Below are 15,320 nucleotides of genomic sequence, written 5' to 3'. Positions count from 1 at the left end.
AATAAAAACGGCTCACCCCATCGCCAAGGTGAGCCGCACACTTATACAGAACCCCAGGCTCTGTCAGTACTGCATGAAAATGCGTTGTAGTTCTTTGCTGTCGTTGGTCAGGCTTAAAGCGACGGTAGCGAGAATGCGCGCCTTTTGCGGATTCAGATCGTGCGCTACGACCCAGTCGTATTTGTCGTCAGGTTGTTCGGCATTGCGCAGCACGAAGCCGCCGCCGTTCACGTGCGAAGAACGGATGATTTGTATGCCCTTGGCGCGCAGTTCCTGCAACACAGGCACCAGACTGCCGCTGACGGAGCCGTTGCCCGGACCGGCATGGATGATGGCCTTCGCGCCTTCTTGAGCAAACGCGCGGTAGGCTGTGTCGCTCACATTACCGCTTGCGTAGGCGATTTCCACCAGCGGCAATGATTTGATTTTGTCGATATCGAATTCAGACGTGCTTGTGTGGCGTTTGTCGAGGCGGCGGAACCAGTAAGTTTTTCCTTCCACGATCATGCCCAGATCGCCCCATGGGCTTTTGAATGCATCCGGGCGGATGTTGATGGTTTTGGCGACATCGCGTCCGCTGTTGATTTCATCGTTCATCACCACCAGCACGCCGCGGCCGCGCGACTCGCGATTGCCAGCAACGCTGACGGCATTGTAAAGATTCAGCATGCCGTCGGCAGACATGGCAGTACCCGGGCGCATTGAGGCGACCACCACAATCGGCTTGTCGCTGTGAATTACCAGATTCAGAAAATAGGCGGTTTCTTCGGTGGTGTCGGTGCCGTGAGTGATGACGATGCCGTCGACGTCGTCGCGCTTGAGCAGATCGGAAACGCGATGTCCGAGCGTAAGCAGGTTCTCGTTTTTCAGGCTTTCGGAGGCGACTTGAAATACCTGTTCGCCGCGCACATTGGCGATGTCGGTCAATTGCGGAATGCCGGCGATCAGTTTATCGACCGGCACTTTGGCCGCCTGGTAGGTAGCGCTGTTGGTGACATCCGCGCCGGCACCTGCGATAGTGCCGCCGGTCGCCAGCACCACCACATTCGGTTTGCCTTGCGCCAGAGCGACTCCGCTTAACAATACGCAAAAAAACGCCGCCATGAATTGTCGCGGCCATCCTGCAATACTTCTCATCTTCAGTCTCCGGTTTTTTGTTTGGAGAGCGCAGTATATCGGGGCGTTTTAAATTGAATGCCTGCGGATATTACTTAGCGTCCGCGAAAAAAAATTTTCATGTAAAGCCATGAGCGGGCAGGATCGCGATGGGCATTGTCAGGTATACGATTTGAATCGTTCTCTGGAAATCAGGTTTTCGAGATCTGCTTTTTACTGAGAAATTATTTTCATTCGGAATTTCCGCTTCTCTTGCATTGAATGAACTGGCAGGTTCGACGTGTCGGAATGTTGCAACGTTTTGGCACGCACTTGTCGTAAAAGGCGATTTAGCCTGTCCCGGAAAAATGCGCCTTTATGCGCCCTTATGTGCCTTTATTGGCGACGGTATGTCGGATGGCTGAAAAATACCGTTGGTTGCAGATGTTAACTGTATTAGGACTTACGCAAAACTGCCCTGACTGCGACGCTCGCCTTGCCAGCCCACGTTTTGGTTTGAACGCATCTCCCAATCTCAATGTTAACAGGCCCTAGCGCAATCGCAAATCTGTGTTGAAAAATCCCGGGCCTGCGAAGGATCAGCAGATGCAGACTGAAGGTAAGCGCCAGATAGCCGACACATCTAAGCCACCAGCCAGTAAACCAGTGCAGGTTTCCAAATTCAGGGTTTTGTATTTGACCAGACTGCAGGCTATCACTGACCTTCATGAGCGCAGCAATACTACTTAATGCTATCCAAAGCAGGCTATGAAAACACAGTACGTAAAGCGCGGTTGTTGCGCTTGCCTGTTTCTGAAACAGCGGAGACTCGTCCCTCCAATCACCGCATTCATCACATTTTTATCCATCAGGCGCCGCAAGTGAGCATAATGTGTCTTTTTATAAATGCTTGTTTTATTGACTTACTTATGCCGACTAAGTTTTGTTTCAACAAATCCGCGCCTGCTGCTGGCGTCGGTTTAATTCGGGTTGTCTCGTGTGCGCTGGGTATCAGCAGTGCCGTCAGCTCTAACGTGCTGGCGCAGGATGGCGCCGACGATAAACAAAAAATTCAGAATGTAGAAATCACTGCGCCCGATACCCAGAGTCAGCGCCGTCAGGATAGTGCCAGCAAAATCGTGATCGCGCGTAGTGAGTTATTGCAGTTTGGTGAACAGGGCCTGGCCGAAGCCTTAAAACGGCAACCCGGCATTTCTGTGGTTGGCACTGAAATTCGTATGCGCGGACTGGGTTCCGGTTATACCCAGATCATGATCAATGGAGAGCCGGTGCCACCTGGGTTTTCTATCGATAGCTTGTCACCGGAGTTGATTGAGCGGGTGGAAATCTTTCGCAGTACAACAGCAGAATTCAGTGCGCAGGCGATTGCTGGCAGCATCAATATCATCTTGCGCAAAAACGTGGAACGGAATACTACCCAGCTTAAATTCAGCGTCCAGCATGGTGAGGCGGGTCTGAGTCCGGCGCTGAGCCTGGAATTGGCAGATCAGAATGGAAAACTGAGCTGGTCGCTGAATACTGCATTGACACAAAACCGCAGCGGTAGCCAGCCTGTGACGACCGAGACGGCGCGTGATACGCAGGATACGCTCACAGGTTTGCGCCGGTTTCATGAAGACATCCGGTTTCAAACTGATAAATTCAGCATGGCACCGCGCCTGAGCTGGAAGCTGGACAATGGTGATCAGCTGGTCTGGCAGAATTTACTGGAATACAGCCAGAACAGCATGCGCGGCAATAACCATGAACAGACTGAGCTGGGACAAGCTTCGGATTATCCCGATAATGATTACCGCTCCGATGCCAACACCCGACATCTGCGCAGCGACCTGAGCTGGAGCCATCGTTTTTCACCTGAGATCAAGCTCGACAGCAAAGTCAGTGGATTTTACCTAAGGCGCGATTCTGATTATTTTTTTGATGGGTATTTCCGACCCGCCGCTACCTCACCATTCGTGCGCAATGTCGTGTCTTATGCGGTCGATCAGAATCTGAGCGCCAGTGGAAAATTGCTGATGAAGTTGAATGATCAGCATAGTTTCGCACTGGGTTGGGATGGGGGGCTGGTACGCCGCAGCGAGCAACGCCTACAGCTTGATCATGCAGCAGGTTCGACAGAACTGAGCCGGCTAAACGAAGAATACCATGCCGATGTACGCAGGCTGGCTGTGTATGCTCAGGATGAGTGGGAGATATCACCTGCGCTGCAGGCTTATCTGGGCTTGCGTTGGGAGGGCCTGAACACTGCCATACGCGGATTAACAATGCTACCGGTTGACACCCGTTCCAGTGTATTCAGCCCGGTGACGCAATGGCTATGGAAACTTCCCGGCAGTGACAAGGATCAGCTCAGGCTGGCGGTATCTCGTACTTATAAAGCGCCACTCACGCGTAATCTGGTGCCACGGCGTTACACCGTCAATAATGCCAACAGCCCGACCAACGCTGATTTTCAGGGGAATCCTCATTTACTGCCTGAGCTGGCCTGGGGCATCGATCTGGCTTACGAACATTACCTGAGCAAAGACAGCGTCGTGAGCCTGAGCACGTATTGGAAGCGGGTCGACAATATCACCACCTTTCAGTTATTCCGGCAGGGTGGCGAGTGGGTGAGCTGGCCGGACAATCAGGGCCGCGCATTGATCGCTGGCGTAGAAATGGATGCGCGTTTTCCATTGAAATGGTGGTGGCCTCAGGCACCGGCGGTCGACATACGCTTCAATTTGGCGCGTAACTGGTCGAGAGTGGACAGTGTGCCGGGCCCGGATAACCGCCTGGTAGCACAGGTGCCGGTAACAGGCAATCTGAGCCTGGATTATCAGCGCAACGCCAATCACACGCTGGGGATGAATCTGAACTTACAGACCGGAGGCTATGTGCGTACCGCAATCTGGTTAAACAGTTACAGCAGCGTGAATCGTAGTTTGGATATTTACAGTTTGTGGAAATGGGAGCAGGGCTTGCAGTTACGTCTTTCGCTACTGAATGTGTTGCATCAGCCACTCGTAACAGCAGAGGGCTACACCTATCAGGGCAATATGCTGCGGAGTATAGAGACGCCAAGATCGACGGCGATCCGGCTGGTGCTGGAAAAACGTTTGTAGTCCCTGCTTGTGGGTGCAGATACCGGGATATAAAAAAAGCTGATCCGTTTGCGGGATCAGCTTTTTCTTTGCCAGGGCTTGAATTACAGACGCTTGATCTGCATGCTGCCAGCCTTGTCTTCTACTTCAAAACCGAGTGCATGCAATTCTGCGCGTAAGCGGTCTGCTTCTGCCCAGTTTTTTGCAGCACGGGCTGCCTGGCGTTGCTCTGCCAGCGTCTGTACTTCAGCCGGTACTTCCAATGCCTGTGGTACCCAGCTGGCCAGACCCAAGCCAAAGATACGGTCAAACTCAGTGATGGTCGCTTTTTTATCGGCGTCGCTGAGCTCGGATTTCAACATTTCCCACACCAGTGCAAGTGCGCGTGGCACATTCAGATCCTCATTCACAAAGGCGGTGAATTTTTCCTGGTAGGCGCTGGAAACACTGCCACCGGCTGGCCAGGCGTGATAAGTCTCACGCAGGCGTTGCAACGCCGTTTGCGCAGACTGCAGCGCTTCAAAGCTGAATTGCATCTGGCTGCGGTAATGCGCAGTCAGGCACAGATAGCGATAGGCTAGCGGATCAATATGTTGGTCGAGCAGGGTTTGCAGACGCAGGAAGTCGCCACTGGATTTCGACATCTTGCCGGAATCGATTTGCAGGAAATAGCCGTGCATCCAGAAGTTCGCCAGGCGCGTGCCGTGGCAGGCCTGATTTTGTGCGATCTCGTTGCTGTGATGGATGGAGATATGATCCTCGCCACCGCAATGGATATCAAACCAAGGCGTCAGATACTTGGCGGACATTGCCGAGCATTCGATATGCCAGCCCGGGAAACCGCGCCCCCAGGGGCTATCCCATTCCATTTGACGTTGCTCGTTGTCTGGGCTGAATTTCCACAAGGCGAAATCCGTGGCATTCCGTTTTTCTCCCAGTTCAACCCGGCTGCCAGCCTTGATGGCATCGCGTTTGATACGGGCCAGATAGCCGTAATCATCCTGTTTGCTGGTATCAAAATAAATGCCATCGCTGGTGCGATAGGTGTAACCGTTTTTTTCTATGCAGGAGATAAAATCGATTTGCTCAGCAATATGATCGGTCGCTTTGCACCAGATCGCAGGTTCCAGAATATTCAGACTTTGCAGATCGTTTTTGAATGCTGCAGTAAAGCGGTCAGCGATTTGCCACGCAGACTCACCGGCTTTGCGGCTGCCTTTTTCCATCTTATCTTCGCCGTCATCACCATCTGAAACCAGATGACCCACATCGGTGATGTTGATGACATGGCGTACCGTGTGCCCATTCCATTCCAGTGTACGGCGCAGGATGTCTTCGAACAGATAGGTGCGCAAATTACCGATATGCGCATAGTCGTACACGGTCGGGCCGCAGCAGTACAGACCTACCCAGTCATTGCGCAGCGGAGTAAAAGGACGCAGGCGGCGTTCCCAATTGTCGTAGAGCTGAATGTCCATCGTAATTTAGAAAAATATTGAGAAAAATGGTTGTTAGCCAGTTGGCTGGCGCAGTGCTGGCATCACCAGACTGGCAGGAATCAGAAGCAGCAAGCGCGACAACAAGTACAATAACCAGCGCAACAATGCGTGCAATAGCAGCCACAGACTAAGGCTGTGCGCTGACCTGGCCGTGGGCCGGTAGCGAAAGCGATAGCAAGTCTGGATGCACGTGTCATGGTTAAGTGATGTCGTTTTGGACTGCGCTATCTGCATCTGGTAATGTTCGGGTTAGCCGGGGTACACCAGATCGGTTAGCGCAGAGAAGCCGCTATTTTACGTCAAGCTGGGCACAAATAAGCAGGGATTCTGACAGAATGTAGCATAGATATCCGGATTTCTGCTGTTCCCGGGCTGTAGATACCGGCATGTGTTACCCCTCTGACCTTAACCGGTCAGGGCTTCACTTCATGGCTTTTTGCAGAAAATCCCAGACCCCAGGATCGGACATGGCAGCGATGTTGATACGCATGCGGGTGGAAGGTAGCTGCTGCGGTGAAAACAGGCTGCCTGGAGCCAGCAGATAGCCTTGCTCCAGGGCTTTTTCTGTCAGCTTGTTCGTATCGAGCCCGGTATCAGTCCATAAAAACATTCCCGCCGGGGTGCGGTGCTCGACCTTCATACCCAGATTTTCCAGGCGTTTAGTGATCTGGTCGCGCACGCCGTCGAGTTTGACGCGAATGCGGTCTACATGCTTACGGTAATGACCTTCCGATAAAATTTTATACACGACCCGCTCACCGATTTCTGTGGTGGTCAGGGTGGATAGCATTTTGCGATCCGACAGCCGTATCGCGAGTTCCGGAGAGGTGGCAATAAAGCCGACCCGCAGATTGGCTGCCAGCGTTTTAGAAAATCCGCCCAGGTAAATCACACGGTTAAGCTGATCGAGTGCTGCGATCCGGGTCGCCGACTGTACTGCGCTGCCCGGATGCATATCGCAATAAATATCATCTTCCACAATCATAAAGTCATGCAGTTCAGCGGTTTTGAGTACCTGAAATGCCTTCGCAGCTGACAGCGAAGTCGAAGTCGGGTTATGCATCACTGAATTGATGATGTACAGCTTAGGCTTGTGAATGGCAGCCAGTTCAGCCAGTTTGACTACGTCCGGGCCATCGTGTAAGCGTGGTATGCCGATGACTTTGGTACCCAAAATCGCGAAGGAGCCGAACATCAGGAACCAGGCCGGATCATCAACAAAAATCGTATCGCCAGGTTTGGTAAATTCACGCGCCACCAAATCCAGCGCCTGTGTCACACCTGTCGTCATCACGATTTGCTCCGGTGCTGCGGCTATTTCCTGTTCCGCCAGCTTCAGTTGCAGTTGCTGGCGCAAAGGCAGGAAGCCTTGCTGGGTACCGTAGTGCAGCAGCAGATTCTGGTTCAGACGACTGATGGCGCGCAAGCCATTCGCGACCAGTTCTCCATCCAGCCAGTCATGTGGCAGGACGCCGGACCCGGGCATTTTCTGAGGGGGTAATTGGCGAAACATATTCCTGACCAGCCAGACCACATCCAGCTGTTGCGCGCTATCCGGCAGGGGCGGCATGACTGGCGTGTTCATCGTCATCGATGCGCGCTCACGTACATAGAATCCAGCCCCACGCCGCGATTCTAGATAGCCCTTGGCAACCAGACGGTCATAGGCTTCCACCACGGTAAAGCGCGACACGCCTTGCTCATCTGCAAACTGACGTATTGATGGCATGCGTGCGCCGGTTCGCAACAACTTATCGTCGATACGATTGGCAACTGCATGAAATATCTGTTCTACCAGTGAACCACCTGAATCACGGGAAATAAAAAAATGTGGGGTTTGCATAGGGCGTGTCTCCGGCCGCTGTCATGGGAAAGTGTCCAGTACAGTGTGTGAATTATCGTTTTTAGTGTACTGGTACTGTATCGGTTATTCCGTTTAGGATAGCACAAACACATGATCTGACGACGGGTCTTTATCCCTGTTGATGCAGGGAGCCAACAAAGGAGAATAGGATGCAAAATCAGGCACAGCAACATCAGGCACAGCAACATCAGCTACAGCTAAAGGAAGGACAGATTCTGTCCTGGACTGCTGATCACGTGCAATTGCTTAGCGTGCATGCAGGTCTGGTGTGGCTGACCGTGAGTAATGACAGCTTTGATTATTGGTTGTCACCTGGTATGCAGTTGCATTTACCACCAGCACAGAAGGTGGTTGTCGAAAGCTGGGGTACGTCATCGACACTCCATCTGCAGTCCGTGCAAATCAATTCCGCAGAGATGCCGTCCGCATCCATGAACAATCAGCCAGGCGTAGCGAAGGCAGGTGAACTGGCATGCCGCTGACTGAATTTTTTGCGTTCTCTGCATTTGCCTGGATAGGCTCATTTACACCTGGCCCGAATGTAGCGATTGCTGCCACTACCGGTGTGAATCATGGCTTGCGCGCCGCCTTGCCGCAGGTGGCAGGCGTGCCACTGGGTTTCGTCGTGATGATGTGGGTAATTGGCAGCAGTAGCACACTGGTATTGCAACAGTATCCGGTGTTAATCCTGATGATGAAGATTTTGGGTAACGCCTACTTATTGTATCTGGCGTGGAAACTGTGTTTTTCTACCAGTCTGGCCGACAACCGCGGCATGCAGGCCTTGACCTTGCCGCAAGCGGCATTGTTTCAAGTAGTCAATCCAAAAGCCTGGATGATGCTGGTTGCTGCAACCTCCACCTATGCGATTGGACAAGGTGATTTTCTGAACCGTATGGCCTGGATGAGTGTCGGCTTCGCGATTCCCAGTGCCTTAAGTTTGCTGACCTGGGCCTGGATGGGGCAGCAGTTACGAGCTTGGCTACTGGTCGGTCAGCGCTTGCGTTATTTCAATCGGAGCATGGGCGCCGCGCTGGCATGTACCGCATTATGGATGTTGATGTAAATGCAATATTTTGCGTTTGCACGTATGCTGAAAATTCAGACGATATAGCGTTCTTTGAAAAACGAAGATTCATCGGTGCAAACCGCATAATGGTAGACTATGCCGAATTAAATCAATAAGACCACTCGATTTTGGGGGTATGAATCACTCTGAGGCAGGCTTACAATAGAACGTTATTCGAAGGCAGGTTCATCTGCAACCACTGCCGCCAACCTCGTCGCCTTTTCCCCGGCGTCCTTTACTCTGGATTAATTATGTCTGTTTACGAAAAACTGAAAGCACTGAACATAGAATTGCCTGCAGTCGCCACACCTGCTGCTGCGTATGTGATGTATGCCCAGACTGGCAATACCGTATTTATTTCGGGTCATATTGCCAAGCAGGATGGCAAGGTCTGGATAGGGCAGTTAGGTAAGAATATTACGACCGAAGAGGGCAAGCTGGCGGCACGTGCAGTTGCCGTCGATCTGATCGCGACTTTGCAGGCTGCTTGCGGTGGTGATTTGACTCGTGTCAAGCGTATTGTAAAACTGATGAGTCTGGTCAATTCAACCCCTGATTACACGGAGCAGCATTTGGTCACCAATGGCGCATCGGAGTTGATGGTAGAAGTATTTGGTGATGCTGGCAAACATGCACGTTCGGCTTTCGGCGTGGCACAGATTCCTATGGGGGCTTGCGTAGAAATTGAGCTGATCGCCGAGCTCGCTTAATCCCTGTCCGTTGGCGTGACTCCGGGTCGCGCTGACATACTGGAATTTGCTTTACTTACATTTAACGACAACAAAATTGCCGACATGGCATGACTTTTAGTGAGACCAGCATGAAACTTGAAAATCCCACCCCTATAGATTGGAAGTTCTCCGTTCGCGCCGAGCAACTGCAAAGCTCTGCGATCCGTGAGATTCTCAAAGTGACCATGCGTCCGGAAGTCATTTCCTTTGCCGGCGGTTTGCCTTCACCTGCAACCTTCCCGGTAGAGCGCATGAAAGCAGCTTTCGACAAAGTATTGTCTGAGCAAGGCAAGATGGCATTGCAGTATGGCCCTACCGATGGTTATGCACCGCTGCGTGAATTTCTGGCGAAATCGCTGTCCACGCCAACTTCGACGATTTTGCCTGAGCAAATCATGATGGTGTCCGGATCGCAGCAAGCGTTGGATCTGATCGGCAAAGTTCTGGTTGACGAAGGTAGTAAAGTACTGGTGGAAACACCGAGTTATCTCGGTGCTTTGCAGGCGTTTTCCGTTTATCAGCCGCAGTTTGAATCAGTCGATACCGATGAACATGGTTTGATCCCGGCTTCCGTGGCAGAAAAAGGTCAGGGCGCGAAGCTGATGTACGCCTTGCCAAATTTCCAGAATCCGACCGGCCGCACCTTATCGATTGAGCGCAGATATGAACTGGTAGAGACTTGCGCACGCATGGGCATACCGTTGATTGAGGATAATCCTTACGGCGATTTGTGTTATAGCGGTGAGCCACTGCCAAAAATGCTGAACATGAATCCGGACGGTGTGATTTACATGGGTTCCTTCTCTAAAGTGCTGACCCCAGGTATACGTCTGGGGTATATCGTGGCGCCGGTACCGCTGATCCGTAAGCTGGAACAGGCTAAGCAGGCTTCCGATCTGCATACCGCACAGCTGACACAGATGGTGGTGTACGAAGTCATCAAAGATGGCTTCCTTGAAGAACATATCCCTACTATCCGTGCACTGTATTCGCGTCAGTGCGACGTCATGCTGGAAGCTATGAATCAACATTTCCCCGCCAGCGTCAGCTGGACCCGTCCTGAAGGCGGCATGTTTATCTGGGTGACCTTGCCAGCACATATGGATAGCAAGCAATTGCTGGACGAGGCGATTGCGCAGAATGTGGCTTTTGTACCCGGTGGCCCTTTCTACGCGAATGAAGCAGAGAAAAATACGTTGCGCTTATCCTTTGTCACGGTTTCACCTGAGCGCATTCATGAGGGCATAGAAAAACTGGGCAAACTGATCAAAGCAAAACTCTGATCTCCCGCCACCTGTTATGAGGCGAAGCCAGCTACCCATCAGTAGCTGGCTTTTTTGTTGGCTATCTGGTTTGGGAAGTCAGGTAACTGAACAGGTAACTGAATTATTCTATGCAACTCTAAGCTGGAATTAATTACGCAGAATTGTGAGTAATTGTGATAATTGTCATCTGATTCAGTGGTGTGACGTTATGCTTAACAGGTTCATCGTTTTTCAACAGGAGTTGACCATGAAAAAAAATTTAATGTTGGCTGGTTTGTTATTGAGTTCTGCCTCAGCGGTGTTTGCTCAAAATGCACAGACGTCGAAGCAACAATATAGTGAAGCATCAAAACAGGCAGCTAATCGTTACGCCGAGGATAAAAAATTGTGTGCAGAGGAAGCAAGTTCCAGTGCACGCATGCAGTGCTTACGGGATGCGAAAGCCGTGTACACCAATGCACTCGCTGCGGCAAAAACAGCATCTGTATCAAATAATGTGAGTGCCAATCAGAAAAATCAGCCGGTCTGCGCAGAATGTGGTCGAGTTGTTGCAGTCAATGTCAGTGAAAAAGAAGGTGAAGGCAGTGCTTTAGGCGTTATTGCAGGCGGCGTTGCCGGTGCATTACTCGGCAATCAGGTCGGTGGCGGTACTGGCCGTGATCTGGCCACGATAGCCGGCGCGGCCGGTGGTGCGATGGCTGGTCATAAAATTGAACAAAAAGTGAAATCCGCCAAAGTTTGGACTGTCACAGTTCAATATGATAACGGGAACAAACAAAGTTTCCACTTTGATCAGGACCCTGGATTTCAATCCGGTGATTTAGTCAAAAATAGCGGTTCCGGCATCGTGCGCAGATAATTGTTTTTCTGATCAATTTTGTTGCGTATCAGATATGACGGCATAACATTTTTTAAATTGTTATGCCGTTTTTCTATTTTTTTCCTGCATCTGCACAACAAAAATGCAGAGACAAAAATCCCTTTCTTGCCTCAAAAGAATCTCGCAGTTAGACTGCAAGCCAGATTTAAGTTTATTGCCAAGAGGCATACGGATGAGAATGCGCAGGATATTATTGAAATGTTTCCATTTGAGCATAGGATTAGGTTTGCTCATCACTGCCGGGTCGGAGGTGCAGGCCTCTGCAACGGAGTCGTGTAAGAAAATACTTTCTACCGGTAACCCAGAATATCCGCCGTATTTGTGGCGCGATCCTGACGATGAAAACCGTTTGATCGGTGCCAATGCTGATTTCGTACAGGCAATAGGAAAAGAAATTGGTATTCCGGTTGAAGTCCGCTATTTAGGCCCCTGGGGAAGAGTGCAGGAAGAGGCAAAACTGGGCAGGGTAGACTTGCTGGCCGGTGCTTTTTTGACGCTACCCCGTTTCGACTACATGGATTATGTCTACCCTGCATTTCGTGAAACCAGCACTGTGATCTGGGTCAGGAAAGGTGGCAAGGTTCGCTATAAAAAGTGGAGTGACCTGACTGGTAAAAGTGGTGTCACCGTCATTAATAACAGCTTTGGCGAAGAGTTTGACCGGTATGCCAAAGAATCTCTGCGTATTTCTACTGTGGCGACGCTGGAACAGGCCTTGGCCATTCTGAATTTGGGGCGTGCAGACTACCTGATATACGAGGAGACCCCAGGTTTAGCCATTGCTGCAAAAAATCAAATCACCAGTCTGCAGGCAGTTTATCCTGCTATCACTAACGAAAATTTATATTTGACAGTTCCACATAAGTCTCCGTGCAATACGGCAGATATACGTTCACGTCTGGCAAAAGCGATGTATAAACTTGATAAGCAAAAAGTGATGGATAAATTGTTGGAGACCAATATGGAACTCTGGCGCAAGCAGCACGCAAAATAAACTGCAGCACAGAGGCTTGCTTTGCAAAGATATTCTTTAAGACAAATTTCGATTTTTGGCGTCGGTCTCGGCATTTTGCTGCCGGCGCTCGTGTTCGGTTACTTCATGGTGTTGGCGCGGTATGAGCGTGAAGTCCAGCTGCGTGTCCGCAATCCCATGGTGCAGTATGCTGACATGTTGGCAAAAGCGATGGAAGTCCCGATCTGGAACGTCGACAAAGAGGTTGGTCGCCAATTTGTTAATGGGGTGATGCATAACCCGGAAGTAGTCAGTATTGCAATTACTGATGAAGCAGGTTCGGATTTTGTGAAGCAAAAAAAAGATATGTCATCTGGCGCTGCATTAATCACCGATACTCGCCCAGTCATCCTTGATAGTAAAATTATTGGTAAAGTTGAAATTTCGCTCACAACGGCAAATGTCAAGCATGATTTGCTGGAGGATATAGCTAAGCAATTGCTGGGTCTTGGCGCACAGGTTTTATTTTCATTTGCCTTAATTTGGTTTCTGTTTGACCGCCGCATCGTACGACCTATACGAATTTTGCAGCAGGAAACAGCCAGGCTGGCCAGTGGTCAGATGGACCAGGCACTCGCCTGGACCCGGCAGGATGAGATTGGTAATCTGGCACAGGGACTCGATAAAATGCGTTTGAACCTGGGCGAGTTAATTGCGGGACGTGAACATCAGAATGCTCTGCTGCAACAGGAACTCGCAGAGCGCTTGCGGGTGGAGCAAATCCTGCGCGAAACGGAAGAAAAGTTTATCGCGATTTTTCAGGCTTCCCCGGTCGCTATGACCGTGTTCAGAAAAAATCCCAGTTATCGCATGGCCGATGTGAATGACGCGTGGGTGCGCCAGTTTGGCTGGTCACATGAGACGATACTTGGGCAGGTCAGTATGCAAGAGTATTTGTGGCGCAATATGGATGATTTTCATCACGTCGTCAGCCGTCTTGAGCGTGATGGAGAAATACATGGCTACGAAGCCTGGTGCCGCAGTGGCATTGCAGGTCGTTTGTTATTGTGTGAATTGTCTGGTCGTCTGGTAAGAATTGCCGAGGAAACCATGTTGATTCTGGTTCAGGAAGATATTACGGAGAAGCGCCAGAATGAGCAGGCGATCCGAAATATGAATGCCACGCTGGAGAAGCGCGTTTCTGAGCGTACCCATGAACTGGAAGAGGCCAATAGCGAACTGACCGTTGTGCTCGAAGACCTTCAGCGTGCACAACAAGAATTACTCCGTACGGAAAAAATGGCGGCTTTGGGTTCGCTGGTTGCGGGAGTGGCACATGAACTCAATACACCTATCGGTACCAGTGTGACCGTCGCCAGTACTTTGCAGCAGCAAACGACAGAAATTTATCAGCAATTTCAACAAGGTTTGCGCAAATCCGTGCTGGAAGAATATTTGTCCAATGCCCGTCTCGGTACGGACCTGTTATTACGTAATCTGAGCAAAGCGTCTGAGCTGGTCGCCAGTTTCAAACAAGTCGCGGTAGACCGTACCAGTGCTAATCGTCGCCAGTTTGCGCTGGACGAGATGATGGACGAATTGATTGTTACGCTGGGTCCTATGATACGCAAGACGCCGCATGAAGTGACTGCTGACATTCCTGCGAAAATGCTGTTGGATAGCTATCCGGGCGCCTTAGGGCAAGTCATGACCAATCTGATCAACAATGCGTTTATCCATGCATTTGATCCGGAAGTTCGCGGTCGGGTATGTATCGAGGCGCACGACAAGGATCATGCGTTTATAGAAATCACCGTAACTGACAATGGTAAGGGCATTGCACCTGCCAATATTGGACGTATCTTTGATCCCTTTTTCACTACCCGTCTGGGACAAGGTGGTAGTGGGCTTGGGCTGAACATCGTCTACAATCTGGTCAAAGATGTGCTTGGAGGCGATATCCGGGTATCCAGCACCGTCGGTGAAGGAACGCGTTTTAGTATGAGCATCCCGAAAACTGCCAAAATCGCAGAAACGCCGCATTGAGCAAGTTGCTGTTTGATCTGATGTCGTCGCTTTGCCTGCATGCCATAGTTCTGCTACAGTCTTGTAATGAGTAAATTATCTTTAGACCGTATTCTGCAGTCGCAGGGATTTGGATCGCGCAAGTATTGCCGCGAGCTGATAGAGGATGGCGAGGTCAGCATCCAGGGAGAAGTTGTCGATAACTATAAGCTGACGTTGGAAACTGAGGGCTTGCAGTTCACGATATTTGAGGAGGAGTGGACTTATCGCGAGCATGTCTACATTGCGCTCAACAAGCCATCCAATTTCGAGTGTTCACGCAAACCCAGCCACCATCCTGGTGTCCTGACTTTATTGCCTGAACAATTCAGCTGGCGCGATGTGCAGCCAGTTGGTCGCCTGGATCACGATACCACCGGCATGTTGCTGATGTCAGACGATGGACCTTTCATTCATGCGCAATCTTCACCTAAGCGTCATGTGCCCAAGGTCTACCTGGCGACAACGGCTGAACCAGTGACTGAGGCACTGGTGAATACCTTACTCAGTGGTGTGCAGTTGCATGATGAACCTGCCCCCCTAGCTGCCCAAATGTGCCGCCAGGTTGCTGAGTTTCAGATAGAGATTATTTTGGAGCAAGGCAAGTATCATCAGGTCAAACGCATGTTAGCAGCCGCTGGCAATCATTGTGCCGCCTTGCAGCGTACGGCAATAGGTAAGTTAACACTTGCATCGCTGGAGTTGGAAGAAGGCGAATGGTGTTACCTGACGCAAGAACAACTGGATTTGCTGGTGCCAGTCGATTTCAGCGCGTAAGCGGGCTGTCTGCGCGTTGC

The 15,320-nt window shown here is 50.8% G+C and carries 12 protein-coding genes; 9 read left to right on the top strand and 3 right to left on the bottom strand.

Annotation, left to right across the window (positions count from 1 at the left end; translation table 11 throughout):
- Nucleotides 1–63: 63 nt before the first annotated feature.
- The gene (locus H8K47_RS12060; protein WP_230410201.1) at nucleotides 64–1,104 is read right to left on the bottom strand and encodes an asparaginase; all 1,041 of its coding nucleotides are present in this window, start codon (nucleotides 1,102–1,104) and stop codon (nucleotides 64–66) included.
- 920 nt (nucleotides 1,105–2,024) lie between these two features.
- Between H8K47_RS12060 and H8K47_RS12055 the strand changes: the two genes are divergently transcribed.
- The gene (locus tag H8K47_RS12055) at nucleotides 2,025–4,220 is read left to right on the top strand and encodes a TonB-dependent receptor plug domain-containing protein (protein ID WP_186881663.1); all 2,196 of its coding nucleotides are present in this window, start codon (nucleotides 2,025–2,027) and stop codon (nucleotides 4,218–4,220) included.
- A gap of 83 nt (nucleotides 4,221–4,303) precedes the next feature.
- On the opposite strand, the gene cysS is transcribed toward H8K47_RS12055, so the two are convergent.
- The gene (gene cysS, locus H8K47_RS12050; RefSeq protein ID WP_186881662.1) at nucleotides 4,304–5,677 is read right to left on the bottom strand and encodes a cysteine--tRNA ligase; all 1,374 of its coding nucleotides are present in this window, start codon (nucleotides 5,675–5,677) and stop codon (nucleotides 4,304–4,306) included.
- Nucleotides 5,678–6,119: 442 nt separating this feature from the next.
- Nucleotides 6,120–7,541, bottom strand: coding sequence for an aminotransferase-like domain-containing protein (locus H8K47_RS12045; RefSeq protein WP_186881661.1), 1,422 nt, complete (start codon nucleotides 7,539–7,541; stop codon nucleotides 6,120–6,122).
- A 170-nt stretch (nucleotides 7,542–7,711) separates the two neighbouring features.
- On the opposite strand from H8K47_RS12045, the gene H8K47_RS12040 reads away from it, so the two are divergent.
- The 8 genes from H8K47_RS12040 (at nucleotide 7,712) to H8K47_RS12005 (ending at nucleotide 15,300) form a co-directional block, all read left to right on the top strand.
- Nucleotides 7,712–8,044 carry a DUF2917 domain-containing protein gene (locus H8K47_RS12040; RefSeq protein WP_186881660.1) on the top strand — a complete coding sequence of 111 codons (333 nt, stop codon included), beginning with the start codon at nucleotides 7,712–7,714 and terminating at the stop codon, nucleotides 8,042–8,044.
- A complete protein-coding gene (locus H8K47_RS12035; RefSeq protein WP_186881659.1) occupies nucleotides 8,035–8,628 on the top strand; it encodes a LysE family translocator in 594 nt (197 codons plus the stop codon). Before H8K47_RS12040 ends, H8K47_RS12035 begins: the two co-directional genes overlap by 10 nt.
- A gap of 254 nt (nucleotides 8,629–8,882) precedes the next feature.
- Nucleotides 8,883–9,341, top strand: a complete 459-nt coding sequence (locus H8K47_RS12030) for a RidA family protein (RefSeq protein ID WP_186881658.1) — start codon at nucleotides 8,883–8,885, stop codon at nucleotides 9,339–9,341.
- Between the two features lie 110 nt (nucleotides 9,342–9,451).
- Nucleotides 9,452–10,645, top strand: coding sequence for an aminotransferase-like domain-containing protein (locus tag H8K47_RS12025; RefSeq protein WP_186881657.1), 1,194 nt, complete (start codon nucleotides 9,452–9,454; stop codon nucleotides 10,643–10,645).
- A 229-nt stretch (nucleotides 10,646–10,874) separates the two neighbouring features.
- Entirely contained in the window at nucleotides 10,875–11,486 is a 612-nt protein-coding gene (locus H8K47_RS12020; RefSeq protein ID WP_186881656.1) for an outer membrane lipoprotein, read from the top strand.
- 103 nt (nucleotides 11,487–11,589) lie between these two features.
- Nucleotides 11,590–12,501, top strand: a complete 912-nt coding sequence (locus H8K47_RS12015) for a substrate-binding periplasmic protein (RefSeq protein WP_212681614.1) — start codon at nucleotides 11,590–11,592, stop codon at nucleotides 12,499–12,501.
- 21 nt (nucleotides 12,502–12,522) lie between these two features.
- Entirely contained in the window at nucleotides 12,523–14,505 is a 1,983-nt protein-coding gene (locus H8K47_RS12010; protein ID WP_186881655.1) for an ATP-binding protein, read from the top strand.
- Between the two features lie 66 nt (nucleotides 14,506–14,571).
- Nucleotides 14,572–15,300, top strand: a complete 729-nt coding sequence (locus H8K47_RS12005) for a pseudouridine synthase (RefSeq protein ID WP_186881654.1) — start codon at nucleotides 14,572–14,574, stop codon at nucleotides 15,298–15,300.
- The last annotated feature ends 20 nt before the right edge of the window (nucleotides 15,301–15,320 follow it).

Origin of the sequence: Cognatundibacterium rugosum, assembly GCF_014284365.1 — a bacterium.
Taxonomy (GTDB): Bacteria; Pseudomonadota; Gammaproteobacteria; order Burkholderiales; family Burkholderiaceae_D; genus Undibacterium; species Undibacterium rugosum.
This window is presented reverse-complemented; position numbering and strand designations above follow the sequence as displayed.

Bases quoted from the DNA above. Each gene is read 5' to 3' on its own strand.
- H8K47_RS12060 (WP_230410201.1), bottom strand. From the start codon at position 1,104: ATGGCGGCGTTTTTTTGCGTATTGTTAAGCGGAGTCGCTCTGGCGCAA.
- H8K47_RS12055 (WP_186881663.1), top strand. From the start codon at position 2,025: ATGCCGACTAAGTTTTGTTTCAACAAATCCGCGCCTGCTGCTGGCGTC.
- cysS (WP_186881662.1), bottom strand. From the start codon at position 5,677: ATGGACATTCAGCTCTACGACAATTGGGAACGCCGCCTGCGTCCTTTT.
- H8K47_RS12045 (WP_186881661.1), bottom strand. From the start codon at position 7,541: ATGCAAACCCCACATTTTTTTATTTCCCGTGATTCAGGTGGTTCACTG.
- H8K47_RS12040 (WP_186881660.1), top strand. From the start codon at position 7,712: ATGCAAAATCAGGCACAGCAACATCAGGCACAGCAACATCAGCTACAG.
- H8K47_RS12035 (WP_186881659.1), top strand. From the start codon at position 8,035: ATGCCGCTGACTGAATTTTTTGCGTTCTCTGCATTTGCCTGGATAGGC.
- H8K47_RS12030 (WP_186881658.1), top strand. From the start codon at position 8,883: ATGTCTGTTTACGAAAAACTGAAAGCACTGAACATAGAATTGCCTGCA.
- H8K47_RS12025 (WP_186881657.1), top strand. From the start codon at position 9,452: ATGAAACTTGAAAATCCCACCCCTATAGATTGGAAGTTCTCCGTTCGC.
- H8K47_RS12020 (WP_186881656.1), top strand. From the start codon at position 10,875: ATGAAAAAAAATTTAATGTTGGCTGGTTTGTTATTGAGTTCTGCCTCA.
- H8K47_RS12015 (WP_212681614.1), top strand. From the start codon at position 11,590: ATGCAGAGACAAAAATCCCTTTCTTGCCTCAAAAGAATCTCGCAGTTA.
- H8K47_RS12005 (WP_186881654.1), top strand. From the start codon at position 14,572: ATGAGTAAATTATCTTTAGACCGTATTCTGCAGTCGCAGGGATTTGGA.